General features: G+C 65.9%; 19 protein-coding genes and 2 pseudogenes. 15 read left to right on the top strand and 6 right to left on the bottom strand.

Translation table 11 applies throughout. The annotated features are described in order from the left end of the window. Positions 1-98 precede the first annotated feature (98 nt). The 11 genes from FFS12_RS07740 to dtd all read left to right on the top strand — a co-directional run bounded on the left by FFS12_RS07740 (position 99) and on the right by dtd (position 13,033). Entirely contained in the window at positions 99-1,127 is a 1,029-nt protein-coding gene (locus tag FFS12_RS07740; RefSeq protein WP_137886317.1) for an ABC transporter substrate-binding protein, read from the top strand. A 586-nt stretch (positions 1,128-1,713) separates the two neighbouring features. Continuing rightward, complete coding sequence (gene hutU / locus FFS12_RS07735; protein ID WP_137886316.1) at positions 1,714-3,399, top strand: urocanate hydratase; 1,686 nt, start codon at positions 1,714-1,716, stop codon at positions 3,397-3,399. A 2-nt stretch (positions 3,400-3,401) separates the two neighbouring features. Continuing rightward, positions 3,402-4,934: a histidine ammonia-lyase gene (gene hutH, locus FFS12_RS07730; protein ID WP_137886315.1), complete on the top strand. Its 1,533-nt coding sequence runs from the start codon at positions 3,402-3,404 to the stop codon at positions 4,932-4,934. Positions 4,935-5,037: 103 nt separating this feature from the next. Next, positions 5,038-6,006, top strand: a complete 969-nt coding sequence (locus FFS12_RS07725; RefSeq protein ID WP_137886314.1) for an ABC transporter substrate-binding protein — start codon at positions 5,038-5,040, stop codon at positions 6,004-6,006. Between the two features lie 146 nt (positions 6,007-6,152). Next, positions 6,153-7,004 (top strand): proline/glycine betaine ABC transporter permease, encoded by an 852-nt coding sequence (locus tag FFS12_RS07720; RefSeq protein ID WP_137886313.1) that lies wholly within the window; start codon positions 6,153-6,155, stop codon positions 7,002-7,004. Next, complete coding sequence (locus FFS12_RS07715; RefSeq protein ID WP_137886312.1) at positions 7,001-7,816, top strand: glycine betaine/L-proline ABC transporter ATP-binding protein; 816 nt, start codon at positions 7,001-7,003, stop codon at positions 7,814-7,816. Before FFS12_RS07720 ends, FFS12_RS07715 begins: the two co-directional genes overlap by 4 nt. Before the next feature lie 11 nt (positions 7,817-7,827). Continuing rightward, positions 7,828-9,360, top strand: a complete 1,533-nt coding sequence (hutH, locus tag FFS12_RS07710) for a histidine ammonia-lyase (protein WP_137886311.1) — start codon at positions 7,828-7,830, stop codon at positions 9,358-9,360. Positions 9,361-9,374: 14 nt separating this feature from the next. Further along, complete coding sequence (hutI, locus tag FFS12_RS07705; protein WP_137886310.1) at positions 9,375-10,583, top strand: imidazolonepropionase; 1,209 nt, start codon at positions 9,375-9,377, stop codon at positions 10,581-10,583. Continuing rightward, a complete protein-coding gene (gene hutG, locus FFS12_RS07700) occupies positions 10,576-11,394 on the top strand; it encodes an N-formylglutamate deformylase (protein WP_137886309.1) in 819 nt (272 codons plus the stop codon). Before hutI ends, hutG begins: the two co-directional genes overlap by 8 nt. A 233-nt stretch (positions 11,395-11,627) precedes the next feature. Next, positions 11,628-12,599 (top strand): prolyl aminopeptidase, encoded by a 972-nt coding sequence (pip, locus tag FFS12_RS07695; RefSeq protein WP_137886308.1) that lies wholly within the window; start codon positions 11,628-11,630, stop codon positions 12,597-12,599. Beyond that, positions 12,596-13,033 carry a D-aminoacyl-tRNA deacylase gene (gene dtd / locus FFS12_RS07690; RefSeq protein WP_137886307.1) on the top strand — a complete coding sequence of 146 codons (438 nt, stop codon included), beginning with the start codon at positions 12,596-12,598 and terminating at the stop codon, positions 13,031-13,033. The genes pip and dtd overlap by 4 nt, the downstream gene beginning before the upstream one ends. A gap of 55 nt (positions 13,034-13,088) precedes the next feature. Here the strand turns inward: dtd and FFS12_RS07685 are convergent, their stop codons facing one another. The 3 genes from FFS12_RS07685 to FFS12_RS07675 form a co-directional block, all read right to left on the bottom strand. After that, on the bottom strand, positions 13,089-14,045 hold the full coding sequence (locus tag FFS12_RS07685) for a GTP-binding protein (protein ID WP_137886306.1): 957 nt from the start codon (positions 14,043-14,045) through the stop codon (positions 13,089-13,091). A gap of 76 nt (positions 14,046-14,121) precedes the next feature. After that, positions 14,122-14,316 carry a YbdD/YjiX family protein gene (locus tag FFS12_RS07680; protein ID WP_137886305.1) on the bottom strand — a complete coding sequence of 65 codons (195 nt, stop codon included), beginning with the start codon at positions 14,314-14,316 and terminating at the stop codon, positions 14,122-14,124. A 3-nt stretch (positions 14,317-14,319) separates the two neighbouring features. After that, a complete protein-coding gene (locus FFS12_RS07675; protein ID WP_137886304.1) occupies positions 14,320-16,386 on the bottom strand; it encodes a carbon starvation CstA family protein in 2,067 nt (688 codons plus the stop codon). A gap of 174 nt (positions 16,387-16,560) precedes the next feature. Here FFS12_RS07675 and FFS12_RS07670 point away from each other — a divergent pair, with 174 nt between their 5' ends. Continuing rightward, positions 16,561-17,910, top strand: coding sequence for a cache domain-containing protein (locus tag FFS12_RS07670; RefSeq protein WP_137886303.1), 1,350 nt, complete (start codon positions 16,561-16,563; stop codon positions 17,908-17,910). 268 nt (positions 17,911-18,178) lie between these two features. Then, positions 18,179-18,823, top strand: coding sequence for a response regulator transcription factor (locus tag FFS12_RS07660; RefSeq protein WP_137886301.1), 645 nt, complete (start codon positions 18,179-18,181; stop codon positions 18,821-18,823). A 56-nt stretch (positions 18,824-18,879) separates the two neighbouring features. On the opposite strand, the gene FFS12_RS07655 is transcribed toward FFS12_RS07660, so the two are convergent. The 3 genes and pseudogenes from FFS12_RS07655 to FFS12_RS07640 form a co-directional block, all read right to left on the bottom strand. Further along, positions 18,880-19,302, bottom strand: a complete 423-nt coding sequence (locus tag FFS12_RS07655; protein ID WP_137886300.1) for a UPF0158 family protein — start codon at positions 19,300-19,302, stop codon at positions 18,880-18,882. Between the two features lie 108 nt (positions 19,303-19,410). Beyond that, positions 19,411-19,926 carry a DoxX family protein gene (locus tag FFS12_RS07650; protein WP_137886299.1) on the bottom strand — a complete coding sequence of 172 codons (516 nt, stop codon included), beginning with the start codon at positions 19,924-19,926 and terminating at the stop codon, positions 19,411-19,413. A 227-nt stretch (positions 19,927-20,153) separates the two neighbouring features. After that, positions 20,154-20,594 (bottom strand): annotated as a pseudogene (locus tag FFS12_RS07640) (2-hydroxychromene-2-carboxylate isomerase); the annotation flags it as partial. A gap of 1 nt (position 20,595) precedes the next feature. Here FFS12_RS07640 and FFS12_RS07635 point away from each other — a divergent pair. Further along, a pseudogene (locus FFS12_RS07635) lies at positions 20,596-20,754 on the top strand (D-aminoacyl-tRNA deacylase); the annotation flags it as partial. 137 nt (positions 20,755-20,891) lie between these two features. Then, positions 20,892-21,686 (top strand): transporter substrate-binding domain-containing protein, encoded by a 795-nt coding sequence (locus tag FFS12_RS07630; RefSeq protein ID WP_137886295.1) that lies wholly within the window; start codon positions 20,892-20,894, stop codon positions 21,684-21,686. Positions 21,687-21,827: the final 141 nt, after the last annotated feature.

Genomic DNA, 21,827 nt, shown 5'->3' with positions numbered 1-21,827 from the left:
CCCCCGCTAATCCGTGAGGAGCCTTAACTTTCTAATGCCTGCGCAGATTTGCGGACTAGTCTTTCTCGATGCCAATGCTCGTTGGCTTGGAGGTCCGCATGTCACTTCATCGTCTGAATCTTGCCGCGCTGGCGCTGTCCGGCGCGCTGCTCGCGCAGGGTGCCGGTGCCGCACCCGTCACCTGCCCGTATCCGCAACCCGTGGTGTTCGCTGGCCTCAACTGGGAAAGCGGCATGTTCACCACCGAGGTGCTGCGCTTCGTGCTGGAGAAGGGCTATGGCTGCCAGACCGATGCCCTGCCGGGCAACACGGTGACCATGGAAAACGCCCTGCGGCAGAACGACATCCAGGTCACCGGCGAGCAGTGGGCCGGGCGCAGCCCGATCTGGCGCGATGCGGAAGCGGCCGGGGAAGTCTTCGCGGTGGGCGAGACGGTCAAGGGGGCTACCGAAGGCTGGTGGGTGCCCGCCTATGTGATCAAGGGCGATCCGCTGCATGGGCTCAAGCCGCTGGCGCCGGGACTAAGGTCGGTCGCCGATCTGCCACGCTACAAGCAGCTGTTCAGCGACCCGGAAGAGCCGAGTAAAGGCCGCTTCTACAACTGCCCGAGCGGCTGGACCTGCGAGATCGTCAACAGCCAGAAGCTCAAGGCCTATGGCCTGCTGGACCACTACACCAACTTCCGCACCGGCGCTGGCGCGGCGCTGGATGCCGCGATCAGCTCGGCGATCCGCCGTCACCAGCCGGTGCTGTTCTACTACTGGTCGCCGACTCCGCTGATGGGCCGCTACCCACTGATTCAGCTGGAAGAGCCGCCGTTCAGTGAGCAGGCCTGGGCAACCCTGGTCGACCCGAGTAACCCGAACCCGATCGGCTCGCGCTCGCTCCCGGCGAAGATCAGCATCGGCGTCTCGCGCGCCTTGCACGACCAGGCGCCGCAGTTGATCGAGCTGTTCCAGCGGGTGGAGATTCCCCTGCCATTGTTCAACGGCATCCTCGCCAAGATGGCGGAGCAGCACACGGATGTTGCGGTGGTGCGCGCGGCGTTCTTCCGCGAACACCGTGAGCTGTGGTCGCAGTGGGTGCCGAAGGACGTTGCCGCGCGTATCGATGCCGCCGTGAAGTAACCCGACGACGGCGCTCAACTGCGGCGCTTGCGGCCGCGCAAGCTGCCCGTTGTTACCGCCGGTTACCGCGCGCGGCACCAGCCTTGGGCCGCAGGGTCTGTCGCTGGCTGGCCCGCAGGCCCCTGCGTATTCCTCGCCGGTAACGCCCAAACCATGCTGCGGGTTTGCTCCGTTTTGCGCTGCCGCGGCGGCGAGAGGCGTTACTTTCTGCCTCAATTGCGAGCGGGCTGCTGCATGACTGTGCGTTTTTGGGCCGCGAGCGCTGCGCGCAAACGGTTGCACTGGAAGTGCTTAAGTAAATTTATATCATTGATATATATCGACTTTATTGTTTTTGGCGAGTGCGACTTAAGAGATTTGAAGAATTTTGGCCTCTCGCTTGCATTCTCTTGTATGTACAAGTAAAGATATGTGCGAGTGTTTCCGCGGGAAACCTCTCACCAGCCGGAGGGCACCATGAGTAAAGAACTGCTTGCCGTGATCGCCCCAAGCCCCGCTCGGGCGTTGCAGGGCGCTGCGCAGGCTTGCCTGTCTCTGGCGCCATAACGTCCGCGCCCTCAGTCCAAACCTTCCCAAGGAGTTTGCCGTGACCACCCACACCAAATACCGCGACGTCGAAATCCGTGCCCCGCGCGGCACCCAGCTGAACACCAAGAGCTGGCTGACCGAAGCGCCGCTGCGCATGCTGATGAACAACCTCGACCCGGAAGTGGCGGAGAACCCCAAGGAGCTGGTGGTATACGGCGGCATCGGCCGCGCCGCGCGCGATTGGGAGTGCTACGACCAGATAGTCGCGAGCCTCAAGGAACTGAATGACGACGAGACCCTGCTGGTGCAGTCGGGCAAGCCGGTCGGCGTGTTCAAGACCCACAGCAATGCACCGCGGGTGTTGATCGCCAACTCCAACCTGGTGCCGCACTGGGCGACCTGGGAACACTTCAACGAACTGGATGCCAAGGGCCTGGCCATGTACGGCCAGATGACCGCCGGCAGCTGGATCTACATCGGCAGCCAGGGCATCGTTCAGGGCACCTATGAAACCTTCGTCGAAGCCGGCCGCCAACATTACGCCGGCAGCCTCAAGGGCCGCTGGGTGCTGACCGCCGGCCTCGGTGGTATGGGCGGCGCCCAGCCGCTAGCGGCCACCCTGGCCGGGGCCTGCTCGCTGAACATCGAGTGCCAGCAGAGCCGCATCGATTTCCGCCTGAAGACCCGCTACGTCGATGAGCAGGCCAACGACCTCGACGACGCCCTGGCGCGCATCGCCAAGTACTGCGCCGCAGGCCAGGCGATCTCCATCGCCCTGTGCGGCAACGCCGCCGAAGTTCTCCCGGAACTGGTCCGTCGTGGCGTGCGCCCGGATCTGGTCACCGACCAGACCAGCGCCCACGATCCGCTCAACGGCTACCTGCCCAAGGGCTGGAGCTGGGACGAGTACCGCGCCAAGGCGCAGTTGCAGCCGGCCGCGGTGGTCAAGGCCGCCAAGCAGTCCATGGCGGTGCACGTCGAAGCCATGCTGGCGTTCCAGCAGATGGGCGTGCCGACCTTCGACTACGGCAACAACATCCGCCAGATGGCCAAGGACGAAGGCGTCGCCAATGCCTTCGACTTCCCCGGCTTCGTTCCGGCCTATATCCGTCCGCTGTTCTGCCGCGGCATCGGCCCGTTCCGCTGGGCCGCCTTGTCCGGCGACCCGCAGGACATCTACAAGACCGACGCCAAGGTCAAGGAACTGATCGCCGACGACGAGCACCTGCACCGCTGGTTGGACATGGCCCGCGAGCGCATCAGCTTCCAGGGCCTGCCGGCGCGCATCTGCTGGGTCGGCCTGGGCCTGCGCGCCAAGCTCGGCCTGGCCTTCAACGAGATGGTGCGCAGCGGCGAGTTGTCCGCACCGATCGTGATCGGCCGCGACCACCTCGACTCCGGCTCGGTGGCCAGCCCCAACCGCGAGACCGAGGCCATGCGCGACGGTTCCGATGCGGTCTCCGACTGGCCGCTGCTGAACGCCCTGCTGAACACCGCCAGCGGCGCCACCTGGGTCTCGCTGCATCACGGTGGCGGCGTCGGCATGGGCTTCTCCCAGCATTCGGGGATGGTCATAGTCGCCGACGGCACGGATGAGGCCGCCGCGCGCATCGCCCGCGTGCTGACCAACGACCCAGGCACCGGGGTGATGCGCCATGCCGATGCCGGTTACCCAATAGCCATCGACTGCGCCCGCGAGCAGGGCCTCAACCTGCCGATGATCAACTCGGTTAAAGGAGCCTAAACATGAACACGCTGAACCTATTGCCCGGCCAACTGACTCTGGCCCAACTGCGCCTTATCCATCAGGGCCCGGTGCAGATCCGCTTGGATGACAGCGCCGCGGACGCCATCGAGCGGAGCGTGGCCTGTGTCGAGCAGATCCTGGCCGAAGGTCGCACGGCTTACGGCATCAACACCGGTTTCGGCCTGCTGGCGCAGACCCGCATCGCCACCGAGGACCTGGAAAATCTGCAGCGTTCCCTGGTGCTGTCCCATGCCGCCGGTGTCGGTCAGCCGATCGACGATGCGCTGGTGCGCCTGGTCATGGTGCTCAAGGTCAACAGCCTGGCCCGCGGCTTCTCCGGGATTCGCCGGGTGGTGATCGATGCGCTGATCGCGATGATCAACGCCGAGGTCTACCCGCGTATCCCGCTCAAGGGCTCGGTCGGTGCCTCCGGCGACCTGGCACCGCTGGCGCATATGTCGCTGGTGCTGCTCGGCGAGGGCCAGGCGCGTTATCGCGGCGAATGGCTGCCGGCCACCGAGGCGCTGGCCAAGGCCGGGCTCGAGCCGCTGACCCTGGCGGCCAAGGAGGGCCTGGCGCTGCTCAATGGCACCCAGGTCTCCACCGCCTACACCCTGCGCGGCCTGTTCGCGGCCGAAGACCTGTTCGCCGCCGCGACCGTCTGTGGCGGCCTCAGCGTCGAAGCCATGCTCGGTTCGCGGGCGCCCTTCGATCCGCGCATCCACGCGGCACGCGGCCAGCGCGGGCAGATCGATGCCGCCGCGGCCTACCGCGATCTGCTCACCGCGAGCAGCGAGATCTCCCAGTCCCACGCGGACTGCGACAAGGTGCAGGACCCCTATTCCCTGCGCTGCCAGCCGCAGGTGATGGGCGCCTGCCTGACCCAGATCCGTCAGGTCGCCGAAGTCTTGAGCGTCGAGGCCAACGCGGTGTCCGACAACCCGCTGGTGTTCGCCGCCGAGGGCGATGTGATCTCCGGCGGCAACTTCCACGCCGAGCCGGTGGCCATGGCCGCCGACAACCTGGCGCTGGCCATCGCCGAGATCGGCTCGCTGAGCGAGCGGCGCATCTCGCTGATGATGGACAAACACATGTCGCAACTGCCGCCGTTCCTGGTGGCCAATGGCGGCGTCAACTCCGGCTTCATGATCGCCCAGGTCACCGCCGCCGCCCTGGCCAGCGAGAACAAGGCGCTGGCCCATCCGCACAGCGTCGACAGCCTGCCGACCTCGGCCAACCAGGAAGACCATGTGTCGATGGCGCCGGCTGCCGGCAAACGCCTGTGGGAGATGGCCGACAACGTGCGCGGCATTCTCGCCGTGGAGTGGCTCGGCGCCTGCCAGGGGCTGGACTTCCGCGAAGGCCGCAAGACCTCGCCGAAGCTGGAGCAGGCGCGGCAGGCGCTGCGCGAGCGGGTGTCCCACTACGAGCAGGACCGCTTCTTCGCCCCGGATATCGAGGCGGCCAGCCAACTGCTGGTGTCGCGCTGCCTGAACGGGCTAGTGCCGGCCCAGCTGTTGCCGAGCCTCTAAACAGGCGCCTAAGCCGGGAAGCCTGACTCCCGGCGTGACCCAATTGCCGTACGCGGCCACTTGCACTACCACAACCCTGTTCACTGTTTAGGAGCGTCCGATAATGAAATACAAGAAGACCCTGCTGACCTCGCTGCTCTCCCTCGGCCTGCTGGCTGGTAGCGCTTCGAGCCAAGCCGCTGGTTGGTGCGAGTCGGGTAAATCGGTGAAATTCGCCGGGCTCAACTGGGAGAGCGGCATGCTGCTCACCGACGTGCTGCAGATCGTTCTCAAGAATGGCTACGGTTGTGAAACCGACAGCCTGCCGGGTAACTCGATCACCATGGAGAACGCCTTGAGCAGCAACGACATTCAAGTGTTCGCCGAGGAGTGGGTGGGGCGTAGCGAGGTCTGGAACAAGGCCGCGGCTGCCGGCAAGGTCGTCGGTGTCGGTTCGCCGATAGTCGGCGCGGCCGAAGGCTGGTACGTGCCGCGTTATGTGGTCGAAGGCGATGCCAAGCGCAAGCTCGAAGCCAAGGCGCCAAACCTCAAGGCGATTACCGACCTGGCTCAGTACCGCGAAGTATTCAGTGACCCGGAAGAGCCGGGTAAAGGCCGCTTCTACAATTGCCCGGCCGGCTGGACCTGCGAGCTGGACAACAGCGCGATGCTGAAAAGCTACGACCTGGAAGACAAGTTCACCAACTTCCGTCCTGGCACCGGCCCGGCACTGGATGCCGCCGTACTGTCGAGCTACAAGCGCGGCGAGCCTATCCTGTTCTATTACTGGTCGCCGACGCCGCTGATGGGTCAGGTCGATCTGGTCAAGCTGGAAGAGAAGCCCGGCGTCGACAAGCGCATCACCATCAAGGTCGGCCTGTCCAAGGTCTTCCATGAGCAGGCGCCGGAACTGGTTGCGGTACTGGAGAAGGTCAACCTGCCGATCGACCTGCTGAACCAGAACCTGGCACGGATGGCCAAGGAGCGCATCGATTCGCCCAAGTTGGCCAAGGTCTTCCTCAAGGAGCACCCGGAAGTCTGGCACGCCTGGGTCAGCGAGGATGCGGCGAAGAAGATCGACGCCGCGCTCTAGCACCCTCTCCCTCCGGGAGAGGGGTGGGGTGAGGGAAACAGCGAGCCGACATAAGCTCGCCGTATCCCTCATCCGACCCTTCGGGCCACCTTCTCCCGGAGGGAGAAGGGACGTAACAGCGTGAGCCATTTAACCGAGAGCAACCTATGTTCCCCGAACGCTTCACTTTCTCCATCGCCGACTGGGTCAATGGCTGGGTCGATGATCTGGTGACCAATTACGGCGATGTGTTCCGGCAGATTTCCGACACCCTGCTGTGGGCCATCGTCAACCTCGAAGGCCTGCTCCGCGCTACTCCCTGGTGGCTGATGCTGGCGATTGTCGCCGGTATCGCCTGGCACGCCACGCGGCGTGCGCTGCCGACCCTGGTGATCGTCGGCCTGCTGTTCCTGGTCGGCGCCGTGGGGCTCTGGGACAAATTGATGCAGACCCTGGCGCTGATGCTGGTGGCGACCCTGATCTCGGTCCTGATCGGCATTCCGCTGGGGATTCTTTCCGCCCGCAGCAACCGCTTGCGAGCGGTGTTGATGCCGCTCCTGGACATCATGCAAACCATGCCCAGCTTCGTGTACCTGATCCCGGTGCTGATGCTGTTCGGCCTGGGCAAGGTTCCGGCGATTTTCGCCACTGTGATCTATGCCGCGCCGCCGCTGATCCGCCTGACCGACCTGGGCATCCGCCAGGTCGACCGCGAGGTGATGGAAGCGGTCAACGCCTTTGGTGCCAACCGCTGGCAACAACTGTTCGGCGTGCAGCTGCCGCTGGCGATGCCGAGCATCATGGCCGGTATCAACCAGACCACCATGATGGCCCTGTCGATGGTGGTGATCGCCTCGATGATCGGCGCCCGTGGCCTTGGCGAGGATGTACTGATCGGCATCCAGACCCTCAACGTCGGACGCGGCCTCGAAGCCGGTCTGGCCATCGTCATCCTGGCCGTGGTCATCGACCGCATCACCCAGGCCTACGGCCGTTCGCGGCACGAGGTGAGCAAATGAGCAAGATCGTCGTCAAGAACGTCTTCAAGATCTTCGGCGCCCGCTCGGATGCCGCGCTGGCGATGATCCAGCAAGGCAAGAGCAAGGATCAGGTGCTCGCCGAGACCGACTGCGTGGTCGGGGTCAACGATCTGTCGCTGAGCATCGGCGCCGGCGAAATCTTCGTCATCATGGGCCTGTCCGGTTCGGGCAAGTCGACCCTGGTGCGCCACTTCAACCGCCTGATCGATCCGACCAGCGGTGAAATCCTGGTCGATGGCGAGGACATCCTGCGCTACGACATGGAGGCACTGCGCAACTTCCGCCGACGCAAGATCAGCATGGTGTTCCAGAGCTTCGGCCTGCTGCCGCACAAGAGCGTGCTGGATAACGTGGCCTATGGCCTCAAGGTCCGCGGCGAGAGCAAGGCGCATTGCGCCGAGCGGGCGCTGCACTGGATCAACACCGTCGGCCTCAAGGGCTATGAAAAATCCTACCCGCACCAGCTCTCCGGCGGCATGCGCCAGCGGGTTGGCCTGGCCCGCGCATTGGCGGCGGACACCGACATCATCCTCATGGACGAAGCCTTCAGCGCCCTCGATCCGTTGATCCGCGCGGAGATGCAAGACCAGTTGCTCGAACTGCAGAAGGCTCTGCACAAGACCATCGTCTTCATCACCCACGACCTCGACGAAGCCGTGCGCATCGGCAACCGCATCGCCATCCTCAAGGACGGCCGGCTGATCCAGGTCGGTACCCCGAAAGAAATCCTCTACCAGCCCGCCGACGAGTACGTCGATCGTTTCGTCCAGCGTCGCGTGGCCACAATCTAAAGGAGCGCTAGATGGCGTCTGTTGAAAAAGTCGTCCTGGGCAATGGCCCGTGGCGCTGGCAGGACGTGGTCGCGGTGGCCCGCTACGGTGCCCAGCTCGAGCTGTCGCCTGCGGCCTGGGCACGGATCGACAACGCCCGTGGCATCGTCGAGCGCATCGTCGCCAGTGGTGAGCGCGCCTACGGGATCAACACCGGGCTGGGTGCGCTGTGCAACGTCGTCTTGCAGGGCGAGCAGCTCAGCCAGTTGTCGCGCAATACCCTGCTCAGCCATGCCTGCGGCGTGGGTGCGCCGCTGGCGAACGAACAGACCCGCGCGATCATCTGCGCCGCGATCACCAACTACAGCCACGGCAAGTCCGGCTTGCAGCGGCGGGTGGTCGAAGCACTGCTGGCCCTGCTCAACCGCGGCATCACCCCGCGCGTACCGTCGCAGGGCTCGGTGGGCTACCTGACGCACATGGCGCACGTCGGCATCTGCCTGCTCGGCGTCGGTGAGGTGAGCTATCGCGGCCAGATCGTGCCGGCCAGTCAGGCGCTGGCGGCCGAGGGGCTGGAACCGCTGCAACTGGGTGCCAAGGATGGGCTCTGCCTGGTCAATGGCACGCCGTGCATGACCGGCTTGAGCTGCCTGGCCCTGGCCGACGCGACCCGCCTGACACAGTGGGCCGACGTGATCGGCGCCATGAGTTTCGAGGCCCTGCGTGGGCAGATCGCCGCCTATGACGCGGAGATCATCGCGCTGAAACCGCACCCGGGCATGCAACGGGTCGGCGGCAACCTGCGCGCCCTGCTCGAAGGCAGCGAAGTGGTGGCCAGCAGCCGCGGCATCCGCACTCAGGACGCCTTGAGCATCCGCTCGATTCCGCAGGTGCATGGCGCCTGCCGCGATCAACTGGCCCATGCCGCGCTGCAGATCGAGACCGAACTCAACTCGGTCACCGACAACCCGATGGTGCTGGGGACTCCGGACGACTACCGGGTCGTCTCGCAGGCCAACCCCCATGGCGAATCGGTAGCGATGGCGGCCGACCTGCTGGCGATTGCCGTGGCTGAACTCGGCGGCATCGCCGAGCGCCGCCTGGATCGCCTGATCAATCCGCTGGTCAGTGGCTTGCCGGCGTTTCTGGTCAGCCAGCCGGGCGTCAACTCGGGGATGATGATCGTGCAGTACGTGGCGGCTGCGCTCTGCGCTGAAAACCGGCAGTTGGCCCAGCCGGCGGTGCTCGACAACTTCGTCACCTCCGGGCTGCAGGAGGATCACCTGAGCCTGGGCACCGGCGCCGCCTTGAAGCTGCACCGGGTGCTGGACAACTGCACGCAGATTCTCGCCATCGAGTACCTGCTGGCCGCCCAGGCCTTCGAGTTCCTCAAGGGCCAACGTTTTGGCGTCGGCACCGATTGCGCCTGGAGCTTGCTGCGCCAACGCGTGCCGGCCTATGACCAGGACCGCTGGCTGGCGCCGGATATCGCCAGCGCCGCCGCGCTGTTGCGCGACGATGCCGCACTGGCCGCGCTCGGCGCGAGCATTGGAGGGCTGCAATGAATCAGAGGCCTGCAATGAAGAAACTCTGGCAGCACTGCCACGCCGCGACCATGGTCGGCGGGCGTTATTCGAGCATCGAGGATGCGGCGCTGGTCACCCGCGGCGAGCGCATCGAATGGATAGGCCCGCGCGCCGAGCTGCCGGCCGGCGACTATGCCGAGACCGTCGATCTCGGCGGCGCCTGGGTCACCCCCGGGCTGATCGACTGCCACACCCACCTGGTGTTCGGCGGTAACCGCAGCGGCGAATTCGAGCAGCGCCTCGAAGGCGTCAGCTATGCCGAGATCGCCGCGGCCGGTGGCGGCATCGCCAGCACCGTACGCGCCACCCGTGCGGCCAGCGAGGCCGAGCTGCTGGCCAGTGCGAGCCAGCGCCTGCGCAGCCTGCTGCGTGACGGCGTGACCAGCGTGGAGATCAAGTCCGGCTACGGCCTCGACCTGGCCAGCGAGCGCAAGATGCTGCGGGTGATCCGCCGCCTCGGCGCGACCGTGCCGCTCACCGTGCGCAGCACCTGCCTGGCGGCCCATGCACTGCCGCCGGAATACGCCGAACGCGCCGACGACTATATCGCGCATATCTGCGCCGAGATGCTCCCGGCCCTGGCGGCGGAAGGGCTGGTCGATGCGGTCGATGCCTTCTGCGAATACCTGGCGTTCTCGCCGGCGCAGGTCGAGCGGGTGTTTATCGCCGCCCGCGCGCTGGGCCTGCCGGTCAAGCTGCATGCCGAGCAACTGTCGTCCCTCGGTGGCTCCAGCCTGGCGGCACGCTATCAGGCGTTGTCGGCCGATCACCTGGAATTCATGACCGAGGCAGACGCCCAGGCCATGGCTGCTGCCGGCACAGTGGCAGTGCTGCTGCCCGGGGCGTTCTACTTCCTGCGTGAGACCCAGCTGCCGCCGATGGCGGCGCTGCGCAAACACGGCGTTACCTTGGCGATTGCCAGCGACCTCAACCCCGGAACCTCTCCGGCGCTGTCCTTGCGGTTGATGTTGAACATGGCCTGCACGCTGTTTCGCATGACCCCGGAGGAGGCATTGGCTGGCGTCACCCTGCACGCCGCCAAGGCCCTGGGCCTGGCCGCTAGCCACGGCAGCCTGGAGGTGGGCAAGGTCGCTGACTTCGTCGCCTGGGACATCGCCCGGCCGGCGGAACTGTCCTACTGGCTCGGTGGCGAGCTGTCCAAACGCGTGGTTCGCCATGGCAAGGAAATTACTGATGTCTGAGATCAACAATGCCTTCGAATTCCGCCGTGGTCGCGTGCCGCTGCTGATCAGCATGCCGCACGCCGGCACCCGCCTGACCCCGGCCGTCGAGGCGGGGCTGGTTGCGCAGGCGCGCAGCCTGCCGGACACCGACTGGAACATCCCCAGGCTCTACGACTTTGCCGCCGAACTGGGCGCCAGCACATTGGCGGCCGGCTATTCGCGCTATGTGGTCGACCTCAATCGGCCGGCCGACGACCAGCCCTTGTACGCCGGCGCGACCACCGGGCTCTATCCCTCGACGCTGTTCGATGGCGCACCCTTGTTTCGCGAAGGGGGCGTGCCGTCGAGCGAAGAGCGGGCCCGCTACCTGGCCGAGGTCTGGACGCCCTATCACCATACTCTGGCCGCTGAGCTGGCACGGCTGCGTGACGAGTTCGGCTACGCCTTGCTGTTCGATGCCCATTCGATCTGCTCACGAGTGCCGCACCTGTTCGACGGCCGCCTGCCGGACTTCAACCTCGGGACCCATGACGGCGCCAGCTGCGACCCGCAACTGGCGCAACGGCTCAAGCAGGTCTGCGCCGCAGCGCCGGCCTACACCAATGTGCTTAATGGGCGTTTCAAGGGCGGCCATATCACCCGCCATTACGGCAAACCCGACAACCATATCCATGCGGTCCAGCTGGAGCTGGCGCAGTGCATCTATATGGACGAGGCCGAGCCCTTCGCCTTCCGTGAAGACCTCGCTGCCGATGCCCGCGTGGTCCTGCGCAAATTGCTGGAAACCTACCTGGCATGGGGCCAGGAAGCCCATCCGGGGCATCGCTGAGCGCCCGGCGGCGCCGGGTTGTTTCGCCTCGAGCTTGGCCTGCAGTGGCTGCACCGCAGCGTCCAGCGCCGCTTGCGGAGCGTCGCGGCCGGCCAACAGGGCGAAAATCAGTAACAGGGGCAGGCTAAATATCCGTGCCGACATGCTGAACGCCCTTTTCATGGTTATGATGCCCGGCAGAGCATCAGAGCGGCGCCCAGCAGGGACCGTAGGCAAAGACAGGGGAGCGCACCATGCAGACTTTGTATCCGGAGATTAAGCCCCACGCCCGCCACGAGTTGGCCGTGGAGGCGCCGCATGTACTCTACGTCGACGAGAGCGGCTCGCCGGATGGTTTGCCCGTAGTCTTTATCCACGGTGGCCCAGGCGCGGGCTGTGACGCGCTGAGCCGACGCTTCTTCGATCCCAACCTGTATCGCATCATCACCTTCGATCAGCGCGGTTGCGGCCGTTCCAGCCCGCACGCCAGCCTGGAGAACAACAGCACCTGGCATCTGGTGGCGGATCTGGAGCGCATCCGCGAGCACCTGGGCATCGACAAATGGGTGCTGTTCGGCGGCTCCTGGGGGTCGACTCTGTCGCTGGCCTACGCGCAGACCCATCCCGAGCGTGTGCATGCGTTGATCCTGCGCGGCATCTTCCTCTGCCGCCCGCAGGAGATTCACTGGTTCTACCAGGAGGGCGCCAGCCGGCTGTTCCCGGATTACTGGCAGGACTACCTGGCGCCGATTCCGCTGGAAGAGCGCGGCGAGCTGGTGCAGGCCTTCTATAAGCGCCTGACCGGCGCGGATCAGATCGCCCAGATGCACGCGGCCAAGGCCTGGTCGACCTGGGAGGGGCGCACCGCGACGCTGCGGCCCAATCCGCTGGTAGTCGACCGTTTCTCCGAGCCGCAGCGCGCGCTGTCGATTGCCCGGATCGAGTGCCACTACTTCATCCACAATGCCTTCCTCGAGCCGGATCAACTGATCCGCGACATGCCGAAGATCGCCCATCTGCCGGGTATCATCGTGCATGGCCGCTACGACGTGGTCTGTCCCTTGGACAACGCCTGGGAGCTGCACCAGGCCTGGCCGAACAGCGAGTTGCAGATGATCCGCGACGCCGGCCATGCGGCCTCCGAGCCGGGCATCACCGATGCGTTGGTGCGCGCGGCCAACCAGATCGCCCGCCGTCTGCTCAACCTGCCGCCCGAAGAAGCATGAAAGGGCTGATTCAACGCGTGCGCGGCGCGCGGGTCGAAGTGGCTGGCGAGACCGTCGGCGCCATCGACCAGGGCCTGCTGGTGCTGGTCGGGGTCGAGCCGCAGGACACCCAGGCGAGTACCGACAAGCTGCTGCACAAGCTGCTCAACTACCGGGTGTTCGGCGACGCCGAAGGCAAGATGAACCTGTCGCTCAGCGATATCGGCGGCGGTTTGCTGCTGGTTTCGCAATTCACCCTGGCCGCCGACACCAACAGTGGTCTGCGCCCAAGCTTTTCCAGTGCGGCATCGCCGGTGCAAGGCGCAGCCTTGTTCGATTACCTGGTCACCCAGGCGCGGCACAAGCATCCGCAGGTCGCGAGCGGACAATTCGGTGCGGATATGCAGGTGCATCTAATCAACGATGGGCCGGTGACTTTTCTGCTGGAAGTCTGAACGCCCTTTGCTCGCCCGGCCGGCTTGTTGCGGCGCGGCAGCCCAAGCAGCCGGCTCAGATGACTGCGCAGGCGGTCAATTCGGCTTGCAGTCGCGCCGTCGGCAACTGGCGGCCGATCAGCACTATATCGCAGCGGGCCGCCTCGTCCGCTGCCCAGGCCTGGCCGTAATCGAAGCCGGCGATCCGGTGTACGCCCTGGAAGATCAGCCGGCACGGGTCGTCACGCACGGCCAGCACGCCCTGCACCACCGCGCCGACCCGCTGGCGGTCGACCCAGCCCTGGTGCTGCCAGTGCAGCGCGGCGATGTCGTCGGCGAAGGAGCGCCCGAGCGGCTGGAATCGCCCCGTCGCGGCCGCCAGCGCCGGGCCGGGCGCGGCGGCGTCGAGATGGAAGCCGCGCAGCTCGAACAGCTGGGCGAGCGGCAGCTCACCCGGGCGCAGCACCAGTTGTGGGGCCAGCGGGTTCATCGCCGCCAGCCGCTCGCCCAGGGCGGCCAGGGCCGCGCTCGACACCAGGTCGGCCTTGCTGATCAGCAGGCGGTCGGCGAAGCCGATCTGCTTGCGCAGCAGCGGGTGGCGGTCCAACTGCTGGCCGGCGTGCAGGGCGTCGACCAGGGTGAGGATGCCGTCGAGCTGGTAGGCCTCGAGCAGCGTCGGCTCGCCGAAAAAGGTCTGCACCAGGGGCGTCGGGTCGGCCAGCCCGGTGGTCTCGATCACCAGGCGGTCGAACGCCAGCTCGCCGGCGGCGCGGCGGCGCTGCAGTGCCTGGAGGTGGCCGACCAGGTCGCCGCGGATGGTGCAGCACAGGCAGCCGTTGGTCATCTCTATCACTTCGGCGGTCTCGCGCACCAGCAGGGCGCTGTCGATATTGACCGGGCCGAACTCGTTCTCGATCACCGCGATGCGCAGGCCATGGGGCGCGCTCAGCAGCCGGTTGAGCAGGGTGGTCTTGCCGGCGCCGAGAAAACCGGTCAGCAGGGTGACCGGGATGGGGGGAAGTGCAGTCGTCATGCGGGCCACTCCTAAGAACCCGTTCAATGATCTTGAACAGGTTCTAAAAAACCGTGGGTAGTCGGCAGCCAGGCCGCTAGCAGCAGCGGCCTTCGCCGCCGCCGTAGCGGGCTTCCTGCCGGTCGCGGAAGAACGCCTCGTAGCTCATCGGCGCCCGCTCGGGGTGGGTGCTCTGCATATGCAGGACATAGGCATCATAATCGGGCAGGCCCACCATCAGGTTGGCGGCCTGCCCCAGGTACTTGCCCAGCTTTTCCAGCTGTTCGAACACGCCTCAGGCCTCGGTGCCAACCGGCACGCTCTGGAATGGGGTTTCCCGGGCGGTCGGATGCGCGCTTTGCCAGGCCTGCCGGCAGGCGCGGATGCCATAGCTCAGCACGCTCAGCACCACCAGCATGAACAGCAGCGCCAGGCCGGCATCCAGGTAGTCGTTGAACACCACCCGCTGCATCTGCTCCAGGCTCTTGGCCGGCGCCAGCAGCATGCCCTCGGAGAGCGCGGCGCGGTACTTGGCGGCATGGGCGAGGAAGCCGACCTTGGGATTGTCGGAGAACACCTTCAGCCAGCCGGCATACAGGGTGCAGACCAGCAACCAGCTGGCCGGCACCACGGTGACCCAGGCATAGCGCTGGCGCTTGAGCTTGAACAGCACCACGGTCGCCAGGATCAGCGCCACGGCCGCCAGCATCTGGTTGGAGATGCCGAACAGCGGCCACAGGGTGTTGATGCCGCCGAACGGATCGACCACCCCCTGGTAGAGGAAATAGCCCCAGGCCGAGACGCACAGGCCGGTGGCGATCAGGTTGCTGGCCCAGGAGTCGGTGCGCTTGAGGCGCGGCACGAAGCTGCCGAGCAGGTCCTGCAGCATGAAGCGCCCGGCGCGGGTGCCGGCGTCCACCGCGGTGAGGATGAACAGGGCCTCGAACAGGATGGCGAAGTGGTACCAGAAGGCCTTCATGCCGTCGCCGCCGATCACCTGGGAGAGGATCTCGGCCATGCCCACCGCCAGCGTCGGGGCGCCGCCGGCCCGCGAGATGATGCTGGTCTCGCCCAGCGAGTGGGCGGTCTGGGTCAGCATCTCCGGGGTCACCACGAAGCCGAACTGGGCGATCGCCTGGGCGGCCGATTCGGCGCTGGTGCCGAGCACCGCGGCCGGGCTGTTCATGGCGAAATACACCCCAGGCTCGACGCAGGCGGCCGCCACCAGCGCCATGATGGCGACGAAGGACTCCATCAGCATGCCGCCGTAGCCGATAAAGGGCGCGTGCGCCTCGTTTTCCAGCAGCTTGGGCGTGGTGCCCGAGGAGATCAGCGAATGGAAGCCCGACACCGCGCCGCAGGCGATGGTGATGAACAGGAAGGGGAAGACGCTGCCGGACCAGACCGGGCCGCTGCCGTCGATGAACTGGGTCAGCGCCGGCATCTTCAGCTCCGGGGCGACTATCAGGATGCCGATGGCGAGGCCGAGGATGGTGCCGATCTTGAGGAAGGTGGAGAGGTAATCGCGCGGCGCAAGCACCAGCCACACCGGCAGCACCGAGGCGATGAAACCGTAGCCGATCAGGGCCCAGGTCAGTTGCACGCCGGTGAAGGTGAACAGCGGTGCCCAGTACGGGCTGGCGCCGACCTGGCCGCCGCCGACTATGGCCAGCATCAGCAGGGCGAAGCCGATGATCGACACCTCGCCGATGCGGCCGGGTCGCAGATAGCGGCTATAGATGCCCATAAACACCGCGATGGGCAGGGTGGCCGCCACCGTGAAGGTGCCCCAGGGGCTTTCGGCCAGCGCCTTAACCACGATCAGCGCCAGCACCGCGAGGATGATCACCATGATCATGAAGGTGCCGAACAGGGCGATCACGCCGGGCACCGGGCCCAGCTCGGATTTGATCAGATCACCCAGCGAGCGGCCATCGCGGCGGGTGGAGATGAACAAGATCATGAAGTCCTGCACCGCCCCGGCCACGACCGCGCCGGCCAGGATCCACAGCATGCCGGGCAGGTAGCCCAGCTGGGCGGCCAGCACCGGCCCGACCAACGGCCCGGCACCGGCGATGGCGGCGAAGTGATGGCCGAACAGCACGTGCTTGTTGGTCGGCACGTAGTCGAGGCCGTCGTTGTGGCGCACCGCCGGGGTCATGCGCTGCGGGTCGAGCTGCAGCACTCGGGTGGCGATGAAGCGCGCGTAGTAACGGTAGGCAATCAGGTAGACCGCCACGGCGGCGACCACTATCCACAAGGCATTGATGGTTTCGCCACGGTGCAGCGCCACGGTGCCCAGCGCGAATGCGCCGAGCACTGCGACGGCAAACCAAGCGAGATGGCTGGCCAGTCGGGTCATTGCTGTCTCCTGCCGTCGGCTGCGTGGCCTGCGGCGGTAATTTTTATAAGGACTGATCCCCAGGGTGGGGAGCCCGGCCACTATCACTCCGCGCCCGCTTTGTTAGAATTCGCAGAACTACCGGCCAGCGCCTACGTAAAACTACATAGTCCGCGCCGCCGCTAACGGCCCCCCATGCAGCTCAAACACAAGATCGTCGCCCTCGCCATCCTGCCGCTCCTGCTGGCCAGCGCCGTGATCGGCGCGCTGGTGCTGCTGCATGCCCAGCGGCTGGGCGAACAGCAGGCGCGGCTGATCGAGACCAGCATCATCGCCAGCAAGCAGACCGAACTGAAGCACTACGTCGAACTGGCCCTGAGCGCGATCACGCCGCTCTACGGCAGCGGCCGCGACGACCCCGCCATCCAGCAGCAGGTGCTGGCCACGCTGGCCGGCCTCGACTACGGCAGCGACGGCTACTTCTTCGTCTACGACGGCACCGGTCGCAACCTGATGCACCCGCGCCAGCCGGAACTGGTGGGCCGTAACCTGTTGACCATGACCGACCCCTACGGCGTGCACGCGATCCAGGCGCTGCTGACCAGCGCCCGCAGCGGCGATGGCTTCCAGCGCTACCACTGGCAGAAGCCCTCCACCGGCCAGCTGACCGAGAAACTCGCCTACGTGGTGATGCTCGACCGCTGGGGCTGGATGCTCGGCACCGGCCTCTACCTCGACGACGTCGAGCAGGCCACCGGCCAGGCGCGGGCCGAGGTGGCGGCGAACATCCGCGGCACCATGTGGGCGATCGCCGGGGTGGCGCTGGTGGCGGTGCTGCTGGTGTTCGCCGGCGGGCTGACGCTCAACCTCAGCGAGCACCGCCTGGCCGACCGCAAGCTGCAGCTGCTGGCCCAGCGCATCGTCAGCTCGCAGGAGGAGGAGCGCTCGCGGGTCTCGCGCGAGCTGCACGACGGCATCAGCCAGCTGCTGGTCTCGGTGAAGTTCCAGCTGGAACTGGCCTGCCACGAGCTGGAGGCCGGCCGGGCCCAGGCGCTGGGCACGCTGCGCGGCGGGCTGGCGCGCCTCGGCGAGGCCATCGCCGAGGTCCGGCGCATCTCCCACGACCTGCGCCCCTCGCTGCTCGACAGCTTCGGCCTGGCGGCCGCCATCGGCCAGCTGGCGGCCGAGTTCGAGCGGCGCAGCGGGCTGGCGGTCGAGTACCAGGAACGGCTGGCCGGCGCGCGCCTGCCGGACCGCGAGTCGGTCGCGCTGTTTCGCATAGTGCAGGAGGCGCTGACCAATATCGAACGCCACGCCCAGGCCCAGAGCGTCAGCATAGCGCTGGCCCAGAGCGGCCCGGCCGTGCAGCTCAGGGTCTGCGACGACGGCATCGGCTTCGACCTCGCGCGGATCGAGCAGGCCCACAGCGGTGGCATCGGCCTGCGCAATATCCGGGAAAGAATCGAGCATCTGGGCGGCCGTTTTACGCTATCGTCGGCACCCGGCCGCACCGAGCTCATGGTGATTCTGCCGCTACCAGATTAGGCTCTGTTGACGTATTTCTGCGGCCGCGACGGCGGCCCTCTTGTCGCAGGGCAAGGCGCGAGGAGAGAGGTTTGGTCGCTCCAAATGAACGACGAGTAACGCAGGCCTGCGACAAGAGGACCCCGTCCCTTCGGGTTGCGCGGCAAAACCCGCCATGCGGCGTTGCGGGACTTGATAAGGGATAACCATTATCGGCGTCCCGCGCCTAGCCTGGCGGGTTTTGACGCAGCAACGCGGATCGCAAAAATACGTCAACAGAGCCTTAGCCATGTCCAGCACCGCCCCATATCCCGCGCGCATCCGTGTCGCCCTCGTCGATGACCACGCGCTGGTGCGCGATGGCCTGCGCGCCCTGCTAGCGGCCATGCCGCAGCTGGAAGTGGTGGGCGAAGCCGGCAGCGGAGCCGAGGCGCTCAACCTGGTCAGCAAGATCCGGCCCGACCTGCTGCTGGTCGATATCGGCATGAAAGACATGACCGGCCTGCAACTGACCGAGACGCTCTGTCGCCAGTATCCCGGCATCCAGATCCTGATCCTGAGCATGTACGACCACCCCGAATACGTGACCAGCTCGATCCGCGCCGGCGCACGCGGCTATGTGCTGAAGGATGCCGCCTCGCGGGAAATAGTCGCGGCTATCGACGCTATTGCCGCCGGCGGCAGCTACTACAGCGCCGATCTCCTGCGCAAAATGGCCAGTCCCGCCGCCGAGGACGGCGAGCTGACCCCGCGCGAGCGCGAGGTGCTGCGGATGCTCGCCCAGGGCCTGAGCAACAAGGCCATCGCCCGCGCGCTCGACATTAGCGTGCGCACCGTCGAGACCCACCGCCTGAGCATCCGCCGCAAGCTGGGCGTGGATACCCCGGCCGGGCTGGTGAAATATGCGCTGGAGCGCGGCTGGCTGAGCCCTTGAGGCCACGCCACTCCGGCATTCCCGCGCGGCGCCAGCCGCTGGCGGGACAGGCCGCGCTAGTCCCGCGCCGTCGCCTCCAGGCCATTGGCCTGCAGCCATTCCAGCGCATACTCACGCAGTTGCTCGGCCTGGTACTCGAGCCAGGCCTGGCGCGCCTGGGGAAAGGTTTCCAGCGCATAGCCAAAGGTCCGCAGCGGCTTGCGCCCGGCCAAGGCATGGCTGAGCGCGGCATGGGCATGCGGGTCGTGCTGGGTGAAGAGAAAGGCCTCGCGCATGGCCAGGGCTTGGCCGGGCGCCAGGGGCTCGATCAGCAGGTAGCGGTCCGGCTGCACCTCGTACTTCTCGGCGGCCCCCGGCGCGGGTTCGCCCGGGGGAATGGCCATAATGGCGCCGGTTTCCAGATCAAGGTAATGCTCGAGCTCTTCCCGGCTGTCCAGGGCCTGTTCGAGGCGCAGCAGGTCGATGGTCAAGGGGCGCATGGCGTTCGACTCCGTGGGCAGGCTTTGCTGATCTGACCACAGCCAGCCAGTCGGGTGCCAAGACTTTTAGCGGCGGTTCGGCCCGGCCAGCCTTACGGCTGCAGCCGCTCAACTAGGGGCCGGCGTCCCTTGTTCGCGAGGCTTGGACGCCGCCTCTCCGGCGGTCCGCCGGCCGATCAGCTCGCCGGCACACAGCGCCCAGAGCAGGATCAGCAGCTGGAACGGCGGACGCAGCCAGTAGTACCACCGGGTGCTAGGCAGGCCGTCGACGCTCAGGCCGTTCAGGGCGTTCTTGATATTGGCCGGAAACACGCAGACGAAATACAGCGCTAGGGCCATGGCCGCCCAGCGCCGCCAGCGCGGCAGCAGCAGGCCGATGGCGCCGGCCAGCTCGCAGAGGCCGGTGAGCAGCACGAGCTCCAGGGGATAGGGCAGAAAGCCCGGCATCATCGGCAGATAGCGTTCCGGCGTCAGCAGGTGGTCGCTGCCGGCGAACAGCAGCGCGCCGGCCAGTTGGCGACTCCGGGCGCGCCGAGGCGGTCGGCCAGTGCTATGTGCGCTTTGCCCTGGAGCAACCCGGGCGCTTCGCCCTGATGTTCTCGGCGAGCCTGGAGTCTGGTGCATGGCCTCGCCCAGCTGCTGCTGGATCGCCAGCTGAGCGAGGCGGCCCAGGCCGGAATGAGCGCGCTCGAACTGACCGAGCGGGTCACCCAGTTGTTTGCCGAAGGGCTGTAGAGCCTGCCCTCAACGTCGCTATGGGGCGGATTTTTGTAGGAGCCAGCTCTGCTGGCGATCGGCGGTATCTGCGTTGACCGGAATCGCGAGCAGAGCTCGCTCCTACAGGTCAGTTATCAGACTTGCTGAGCCAACGCCTCGGCGACGAAGTCGAGACGGTCCTGGCCGAAGTGCATTTGGTTGCCGACGAAGAAGGTCGGTGCGCCGAACGCGCCGCGCTGGATCGCCTCTTCGGTGATGCTTTTCAGCCGTTCCTTGACCGCCTCGTCATTCACCAGCCGTTCGAACTCCGCCGGGTCCAGCCCCGCCGCACTCAGCACCTCGGCCACCACCTCGGGCTTGCCGAGGTTTTTCTGCTCGACCCACAGGGCTTCGAACACCGCCTTCAGATAGGGCTGCAACTGCGGCGTATCGAGGTAACCGGCGGCGCCGCGCATCAGCATCAGGGTGTTGAGCGGAAAGTGCGGGTTAAAGGCCATGGGCACGCCGTAGCGCTGAGCGAAGCGCGCCAGGTCTTGCAACATATAACGACCTTTGGCCGCAATGGTTACCGGCGACTCCAGTGCGACACCACCGGCGCAAGGCGCGGCCTTGTTCGATTACCTGGTCACGCAGGCGCGGCACAAGCATCCGCAGGTCGCGAGCGGACAACTCGGTGCGGATATGCAGGTGCATCTAATCAACGATGGGCCGGTGACTTTCCTGCTGGAAACCTGATGGCACAGGGCCAATCTCTGGCTTGCTGCTTGCGCAGTACAGACTCGCCAGCCACGCTTACGGCGGTTAGCATGAGCGCCCAAGGCCTGCGGGCTTGGGCATCACCCCAGACAATCTGCCAATTGCTAGGAGAGCGAATGAAAAAGTTTCTCGCGACACTGCTGTTTTCCGCCTGCGCCCTGACCGGTCTCGGCGCCAACGCCGGTGCCATTGATGACGCGGTGAAGAGCGGCACCTTGCGGGTCGGCATGGACCCGACCTACATGCCGTTCGAGATGACCAACAAGCGCGGTGAGATCATCGGCTTCGAGGTCGATCTGTTGAAGAACATGGCGAAAGCCATGGGCGTCAAACTGGAGCTGGTTTCCACCGGTTACGACGGGATCATCCCGGCCCTGCTGACCGACAAGTTCGACATGATCGGCTCCGGCATGACCCTGACCCAGGAGCGCAACCTGCGCCTGAATTTCTCCGAGCCCTTCATCGTGGTCGGCCAGACCCTGCTGATCCGCAAGGAACTGGAAGGCAAGATCAAGTCCTACAAGGACCTCAACGATCCGCAGTACCGCATCACCTCCAAGATCGGTACCACCGGCGAGATGGTCGCCAAGAAGCTGATCAGCCAGGCCAAGTACAACGGCTTCGACAACGAGCAGGAAGCGGTGATGGACGTGGTCAACGGCAAGGCCGATGCCTTCATCTACGACGCACCCTACAACGTGGTGGCGGTGAACAAGGCCGGCGCCGGCAAGCTGGTGTATCTGCCTGAACCGTTCACCTACGAGCCGCTGGCGTTTGGTCTGAAGAAGGGCGACTACGACAGCCTCAACTGGATCAACAACTACCTGCACCAGATTCGTGAAGACGGCACCTACGAGCGTATCCATGCCAAGTGGTTTAAGAACACGGCTTGGTTGAAAGACATGGAGTAAGTCCCTGCTTAATATCTGCTGCGGGCTTCGCGCGTGATGCTGCGTTGAGGGGTCGGCAAGCCGCTTGCGGCTAACGCGCTTTAGCGCGGCCCCGGAGGGGCGACCGAAGGGAGTCATGCTCATTGACTACAGTCAACTCCG

Origin of the sequence: Pseudomonas sp. 2FE (assembly GCF_005503735.1) — a bacterium.
Lineage (GTDB): Bacteria > Pseudomonadota > Gammaproteobacteria > Pseudomonadales > Pseudomonadaceae > Aquipseudomonas.
The sequence above is the reverse complement of the archived record's forward strand: the minus strand, read 5'-3'. Positions and strand labels throughout refer to the sequence as shown.